This is a genomic window from Longimicrobium sp. (assembly GCF_036280135.1).
Lineage (GTDB): Bacteria > Gemmatimonadota > Gemmatimonadetes > Longimicrobiales > Longimicrobiaceae > Longimicrobium.
In genome coordinates, this window is the sequence record NZ_DASURI010000491.1 from 1 (window position 1) to 7210 (window position 7210).

A 7210-nucleotide genomic window follows, 5' to 3' on the forward strand; every position below is an offset into this window, starting at 1 on the left:
GAAGTTGGGGGAGGGGTCGACCGCCGTTGCGAGGAACGAGCAAAAAGGCGGTCGGGGGAGAGGGCCCCCCGTCGCGCCAGCGACGGGAATCATCCTCCTCCCGAACCGCTGCCCTGATTCGTGATCCCAGCCCTCCGCCCTCTCCGCCTCTCCGCCTCTCCTCCGCTCGTCTCCCGTAACTTCAATCCCCCGAATCAGATCCGCCGCTTTCCCTCACAATCCGCCGCAACCGCTTCGATCATCCCCCTTGACGCACGCACCTCCGACCCGCACTTTACCGATGAGTTAAATAACCACCCGGTTAAGTAACATGACCGAGACCGATCCACTCAGCGCGACGTTCGCCGCGCTCGCCGATCCCACGCGACGGGCCATCCTGGCGCGCCTGTCCCGGGGCGAGGCCACGGTCACCGAGCTCGCGGAGCCGTTCGACATGAGCATGCCGGCCATCTCCAAGCACCTCAAGGTGCTGGAAAAGGCGGGGCTCATCGAGCGCGGCCGCGAGGCGCAGTGGCGTCCGTGCCGGCTGCAGGCGGAGCCGCTTCGGCAGGTGGAAGGATGGGTGGAGCAGTACCGCGCGCACTGGGAGCAGCGCTTTGACCGCCTGGATGCGTACCTCCGTGAACTCCAAAGCCCGGGAGAAGAACGATGACCACAGCGATTCAGGACTCCAACGCCACCGCCGTCGGCTGGGACGACGGCGTGCTGGTGCTCACCCGCACGTTCGCCGCGCCGCGCGAGCGGGTGTTTGGCGCGTGGACGCAGCCCGAGCACTTTGCCCGCTGGTTCGGACCCACGGAGTCCACCATGCCGTTCCTGCGGATGGACGCGCGGCCGGGCGGTGCGCTCCACTTTCAGCACAGCCATCGCGACTACGAGGACGTGTGGGTGGGCGGCACGTTCGACGAGGTCACGCCGCCGGAGCACCTCGCGTTCACCTTCTGGTTCAGCGACGCCGACGGCGCGCGCGTGGAGCGCCCCGGCTTTCCCGGGCAGATGACCATCACCGTCTCGTTCGACGCGGTGGCGGACGGCACGCGCGTCACCGTGCGGCAGGCGGGGCTGGAGCGCGACCAGGGCGAGGTGCAGGGCTGGCACGAGGGACTGGACCGGCTGGCGGCGCTGCTTGCCCGCGGCTGAAAACGATTTGATCCCGCGTCCGGCACGGCGCCGGACGCACACCGTTCCTCCACGCACCACGGAGCCCGACCATGACCACCACGGACACGCACCCCGGCGACACGACGGACCGGGAGATCGTCCTTTCGCGCGAGTTCGACGCGCCGCGCGAGCTCGTCTTCCAGGCCTACACCGATCCCGCGCACCTCCCCCACTGGTGGGGGCCGGACGGCTTCACCAACACCGTTTACGAGATCGACGTGCGCACGGGCGGCCGCTGGCGCTTCATGATGCACGGGCCGGACGGGACGGAGTATCCCAACCGCATCACCTACCAGGAGGTGGCCGCGCCGGAGCGCCTGGTCTACCTGCACGGCGAGGACGTGGACAACGATCCGGGCGCCTTTCACGTGACCATCCGCTTTGACGACCTGGGCGGCCGCACGCGCGTGACGCAGCGGATGCTGTTCAACAGCAAGGCGCAGCGCGACGGCGTGATCTCCTTTGGCGCGGTGGAGCTGGGCAACCAGACGATGGCCAAGCTGGCGGCCCACCTGGAGCGCATGCGCCAGTCCTGATTGCACCCCGGCTGATGTAGAGATCGGCGCGCCCGCTCCGACGTGGAGGCGAGCCGCCATCCGGTGAATGCCGAGTTGTCTTCCTGAGGGGCCCTCGCGGACCCAGACCGGCCCGGATGCATGTGGCCCCGAAGGATCTTGCCGGCGATCCACCTGACGGTCGCACCCGTGCGCGGGACCCCGTGCGGGACGGATCGGCGCGCGGAAGCAGCCGCCGGGCACGGGACGGGAGATCCTTCGGTCGGCGCCACGGGTCCGTGCGACGGCAGGAGCGCGCGGCGCCTCCTCGGGACATCAAGTCGAAGTCGTCAAAGCAGTTCTCCCCTCCCCGCGAGGAACGAGCGGGGAGGGGCCGGGGAGGGGCGGGCCGCTGCGGGCGCGATCCATCCCAATGAGGATGACTTTCGCCCGCCGCGCGATCCGTCCGCATCCCCCCGAAAGCCGTCACCGGACGCGTGTCGAAATCGCCGCACCTCGTTCGTCGTACCTGTAGCGCCCGGCCGGAGAGACCGGCCGGGAACCCTGGAACCCCGCGCCCCCGTTGGAACCATGTCGATCTACGAGCCCTCGCCCTGGAGCGACCGCATGCTGGCCGTCTTCCGCATCGTCGCGGGATTCATGTTCATCCAGGCGGGCAGCATGAAGCTGTTCAACTGGCCGGCCAACCCCATGCCCAACGCGCCCGACATCGAGCTGATGTCACAGATCGGCATCGGCGGCGTCCTGGAGCTGGTGGGCGGCATTCTCATCGTGCTGGGGCTGCTCACGCGGCCAACGGCCTTCATCCTCGCGGGCGAGATGGCCGTGGCGTACTTCCAGTTCCACCAGCCGCAGGGCGTTTGGCCGTCGACCAACGGCGGCGTGCCCGCGGTGATGTACTGCTTCTTCTTCCTGTACCTGGTGGCCGCCGGCGCGGGCGCCTGGAGCCTGGACCGCGTGCTGGCCCGGCGCGCGGGTGCCGCGCGCGGACACGCGCTGCGCCCCGCCGGCGCGTAGACCGGACGATCGCCGAACTCGACCCGGAGGAACCCTGAGCATGATCGCCATCGCGCGCGCGCCGCTGCCGCTGGCCAACGTGGGCCCGCTGCTCCCCTGCCCTTTCTGCGGGAGCGCGGCCACGCTGGAGCCGGACCCGTGGCTCATCGAGAGCATCCGCATCACCTGCGGCAACGACGCGTGCCGCGTTCGGCCCCGCACGGAGTCGCTGCTCACCTGCTACGCCGACGAGCTGTCCGCCGCCTGGAACGCGCGCCCCGCGCCGGTGGACGCATCGGCCAACCGCATTCGAGGGGAGGGATGATGGGGGACAACGACGTCGCGAGCCTCGCGCGCCGCTACTTTGCCGCGTCGCAGGCGGCGGACCGGGAGACGATGGAGGCGTTGCTGGCGGACGACTTTACGTTCACCAGCCCGTGGGACGACCACATCGACCGCGCCGCGTACTTCGAGCGCTGCTTCGTGCACGCAGGCACGTTCCGGTTCCAGCTGCCGATGAAGATCTTCGCAGAGGGCGACGAGGCGTTCGCGCTGTACGAGACGGAGGGCAAGCCGGGCGGCACGTTCCGCAACACGGAGCTGTTCCGCGTGGCGGATGGCCGCATCCGGTCCATCGAGGTCTTCTTCGGCTTCATCCCCGGCGCGCGGGACACCGCCGCCGGCGCTGCGGACGCAGGCTGAACATCGACGGATATAATCCGCGTCTGACGTCGCTTTGGGGCAGACCCGCCTGTGATGCGTCGTCCTGAGTCATTCGGCACTGCGTGCACCCTGCGGGATGAAAGCCACCGCAGTTCAACCTCCCCCAGGGGTTATTGGGGGAGGTGCGAGCCTTGGCGAGCGGAGGGGGCGTCCGCGCGGAGCCTGCCGACGAGGCGGACGAACGGAGGCGGATGAATGGAGGCGACCGGATGATGCTCCCCACGAAATCCGCGATGCGCCTCGCCTTGGCTCGGCGAGAACGCCGAGCATCCATGCACCCAGCTTCAATCTCGGGCTACGTGCCCAAGATGGCGCGGCCGAGCGATCGCGCCCGGTATTGGCGAGCGGCATCGCCTTTCCGCGCCATCTGTTTCTACGACGCGCAACGAAGCCGTCCCCCCTGCCGATCGTCCGGCATCCAGATGCGGACTGGCTCCGCCGGGTGATTCGGCATCTTCACCCCTCCCCCGCTCCCATGGCGACGAGCTGATACTCGGGCCCGCAGCAGTGCACGCGATTTGCGCTGGGCGGCGTCCGTTCCCCCACGGCACCAGGCCCACGGACGCCCTCCCAAGGAGCACCGCTTCGATGCAGATCCGCACGCTCGCGCTGGGGCTGGCCGCCCTGGCGTTCACCGCTGCATGCGGCGAGAACGGCCACCCGCTGGACACCGACGTTCCCCCGGCCGCGCAGGCCGTACAGGCCCTGGACTGCGTGGTGCCGCTGGACGGCGCCGAAATGCGCTGCGACTCCCCCGCGCCCGGACTGGGCGGTGCCAGGGGCGCCATCCTGGGCGGGCAGAACAACCTCGTCGTCCTCAGCTCCGCCGGCCTGCAGACCCTGGGCGACACCCTGCAGCTGGACGTGACCGTCCGCAACCTGATGGACCAGGCGCTGGGCACCCGCGACGGCGAGACGCTGGCCGGCGGCGTGCGCGTGTTCTTTGCCGCGGACCCCGTCTCGCAGCCCGGCGGCATCCCCGGCGAGGTGGCCAACGCCTCCGGCATGGGCTGGTTCACCGGCAACGCCCAGCCGTACTTCGAGTACGCCCAGGTGCTGCGGCCCGACTCCGTCACCCCGCCCATCCGGTGGCAGCTGGTGTACGCCCCCGGGGCGAGCAGCGTGAGCTTTCGCGTGTACGTGCAGGCGCCCGTGCAGTTCGAGGACAGCCGCAACGGCGCCGCGGCGGCCGACAGCGCGCGGAACAACGGCGTGCGGCTGCTGCTGGCCGGCGGCGGCGGGCAGTCCGCCGCGCCGGGCGCCACGCTGGCGGACTCCGTGCGGGTGCGCGTCGTGGACGGCGACGGGGACCCGGTCCCCAACGCCATCCTGAACTTCCTCCCGCAGGACGGCGGCAGCGCGTCGCCGCGGCAGACGCGGACGGACGCCAGCGGCTACGCGTCGGCCGCGTGGACGCTGGGGCCCGACGCCAGCACCCAGAGCCTGCGCGTGGCGGGCGTGGGCGGCACGATCGTCGTCACGGCCAGCGCCGGCACGGCCACGGGCGGCGTGCTGCGCCTGACGCCGGACTCGCTCCGGCTGCAGGTGGGCGCGTCGGCGCAGCTCACGGCCTCGCTGCTGGACGGCGCCGGCGTGGGCGTGCCCCCGGGCGACGTGGCGTGGAGCAGCTCCAGCCCGACCATCGCCACCGTCAGCGCCGGCGGCGTGGTGACGGGCGTGGCGCCGGGCCGCGCCGTCATCACCGCGCAGGTGGCGGGGCTCACCGCGACGGCCACGGTGGAGGTCACCCCCGCGCCGGCGCCGCGCGCGGTCAGGCTGCGCATCGATCCCGCGTCCATCGCGCTCACCGTGGGCGCGTCCACCCGCGTGCGCGCCATCGCCGAGGACGCGTCGGGCAACCCCGTCACGGGGCTGGCCGTGCGCTGGGTCACGCTGGATTCCACCATCGCGCGGCTGGACACGGGCTTCGTGTCGGGCCGCAAGGTGGGCACCACGCAGATCCGCGCCCTTGTCGATTCGCTCGTCGCGCAGGCCACGGTGACCGTCTCCCCGTCACCGTCCACCAACACCGGGCCCACGTTCGGCGGCATCCAGATCCTGGACGGTCCCTACCCCGTGCGCCCCGGCGACCGGTTGACCATCCAGTTCTGGAGCGTGCAGGACCCGGACGGCGTGGCGGCCGTGCGCCTTACGGCCCGCGCCCCCGACGGCGTGCAGACGGCGTCGTGCAACCTGACCAGGCAGGACGGCGCGCCCGACTGGAACGCGCTCTGGTCGTGCGACCTGCCCATCCCGCCCAACGCGGGGCACGGCACCTGGACGCTGGACCCCATCAGCGCGCGCGACAAGCTGGGCAACGTCACCACGCACACGGGCGCGGAGATGCTGGCGCGGCGGTATCCGCCCGACATCCAGTTCTTCGTCGAGAACCTGGCGTACGACAGGGTGGCGCCGGTGCTCACGGGGCTCACGCTCTCCCTGGAGAGCGCGCCCACGGGCCACTGGCTGGTGGCGCGCTTCACGGCCACGGACGTGGGCTCGGGCATCGACCGCACGGGCATCGAGATCGCCAGCCCGGGCGGCTCGCTCAGCCGGATCAACACCTGCTCGGCGGATTCGGTGGCCGTGTCGCACACGTCCGGCACGTGGACCTGCCGCGTGATCGCCCCCACGGCCGAGGTGAACGGCGAGATCGTCGTGGTTCGCATCGGCCTGAGCGACCGCGCGGACAACTACACGAACGTGACGACGGAGGACCTGCAGGCCCGCGGCCTCCCGTCGCGCATCGCCGTCCCCTGACGGCTTCGGCGGACGACTGACGGTTCCGAGACCGGCGAGGCGCGCTCCTCGCCGGTTTCGTCTTTTCTCCACGCCGACGTTCGCTGATGGAAGCCAGGGCAGGCCCTGCGCGAGCGCCCCCTCCGGGCTCGCGGAACTCGCCCACCTCCCCCAAAAACCCCTGGGGGAGGTTGAAACAGCGGCATCAGAGGTGTTGAACCCTTGATCCCGCGGATAGAGCGTCATCCTGAGGAGCCGCCGCGTGATCCCTGCCCGGGCGCGATCCGTGGCGGCGACGAAGGATCTTGCCCGCAAAGCGACACGCCGGCTCTGACGCACGCAATCCGGCCTCACGCTTCGCACACAAGATCCTTCATTCGCGCCCAAAGCCTTGTGCGAATGCGAGTTCCACGCGGGCGCTCCTCTGCGATTCCAGGCAGGCGCTTCCCCACGACGACGCTCGCGGGCACTCCCGGGACGGGGAGCACCGTCTATTTACTGGACGCCATCTCCGGCCGATACTGGACGGATGCTGATGAATCCGACGTCGCCGATGCAGGTGCCGGTGATGGATATCGTCGCCAACCGGCAGCGGGCGTACGCCGGGCGGATGCGGGACGCGCGGAACGCGACAGGAATCCGCGGAGCGTCGCATCCGCCGTTCGCCGATGCCGGGGCGCGGGTTGGCGGATCCGGCGCGACGGCATAAGTTGAGCGAATCCGTTCCCCACCCTCGCCGGGACGCCCGCACGCGGTTTCCGGCACACGGCAAGGACGCGTGCATGGTGTCGCAGCCCGCTACCACTCCCGGTTCCACGCCCCACCCCGATCGCCGCGGCTTGTCGCTGGAGCACAAGCTCCCGCTGCTGATCACGGCGCTGCTGGCCGCCATCCTGGCGGGCGGCGTGTTCTTCGCGCACGCCGAGGTCAAGCAGACGGCCGTCCACGCCGCCGAGGGCCGCCTGCGCGCCGTCGCGGACCAGCTGTCGGCACTGGCGGCACCGGGCATCCACGCCCGGCAGCAGGCCATGCGCACCCTGGCGCACACGCCCGCCCTGACGGCGCGGCTGCGCGCG

General features: G+C 71.0%; 9 protein-coding genes. All 9 read left to right on the plus strand.

Annotated elements, in window-relative coordinates; all coding sequences use genetic code 11:
- Positions 1 to 310: 310 nt before the first annotated feature.
- Positions 311 to 652 carry a metalloregulator ArsR/SmtB family transcription factor gene (locus tag VFZ20_RS15830; protein ID WP_329684881.1) on the plus strand — a complete coding sequence of 114 codons (342 nt, stop codon included), beginning with the start codon at positions 311 to 313 and terminating at the stop codon, positions 650 to 652.
- On the plus strand, positions 649 to 1140 hold the full coding sequence (locus tag VFZ20_RS15835) for an SRPBCC family protein (RefSeq protein WP_329684882.1): 492 nt from the start codon (positions 649 to 651) through the stop codon (positions 1138 to 1140). The genes VFZ20_RS15830 and VFZ20_RS15835 overlap by 4 nt, the downstream gene beginning before the upstream one ends.
- Positions 1141 to 1211: 71 nt before the next feature.
- Entirely contained in the window at positions 1212 to 1697 is a 486-nt protein-coding gene (locus VFZ20_RS15840) for an SRPBCC family protein (RefSeq protein WP_329684883.1), read from the plus strand.
- Between the two features lie 549 nt (positions 1698 to 2246).
- A complete protein-coding gene (locus tag VFZ20_RS15845; protein ID WP_329684884.1) occupies positions 2247 to 2693 on the plus strand; it encodes a DoxX family protein in 447 nt (148 codons plus the stop codon).
- A 40-nt stretch (positions 2694 to 2733) separates the two neighbouring features.
- Positions 2734 to 2997 carry a hypothetical protein gene (locus VFZ20_RS15850; RefSeq protein ID WP_329684885.1) on the plus strand — a complete coding sequence of 88 codons (264 nt, stop codon included), beginning with the start codon at positions 2734 to 2736 and terminating at the stop codon, positions 2995 to 2997.
- Positions 2994 to 3374 carry a nuclear transport factor 2 family protein gene (locus VFZ20_RS15855; RefSeq protein ID WP_329684886.1) on the plus strand — a complete coding sequence of 127 codons (381 nt, stop codon included), beginning with the start codon at positions 2994 to 2996 and terminating at the stop codon, positions 3372 to 3374. Before VFZ20_RS15850 ends, VFZ20_RS15855 begins: the two co-directional genes overlap by 4 nt.
- Positions 3375 to 3983: 609 nt before the next feature.
- Complete coding sequence (locus VFZ20_RS15860; protein ID WP_329684887.1) at positions 3984 to 6155, plus strand: Ig-like domain-containing protein; 2172 nt, start codon at positions 3984 to 3986, stop codon at positions 6153 to 6155.
- 508 nt (positions 6156 to 6663) lie between these two features.
- The gene (locus tag VFZ20_RS15865; RefSeq protein WP_329684888.1) at positions 6664 to 6843 is read left to right on the plus strand and encodes a hypothetical protein; all 180 of its coding nucleotides are present in this window, start codon (positions 6664 to 6666) and stop codon (positions 6841 to 6843) included.
- Between the two features lie 130 nt (positions 6844 to 6973).
- The coding region (locus VFZ20_RS15870) for a hypothetical protein (RefSeq protein WP_329684889.1) at positions 6974 to 7210 on the plus strand (237 nt) is incomplete at its 3' end.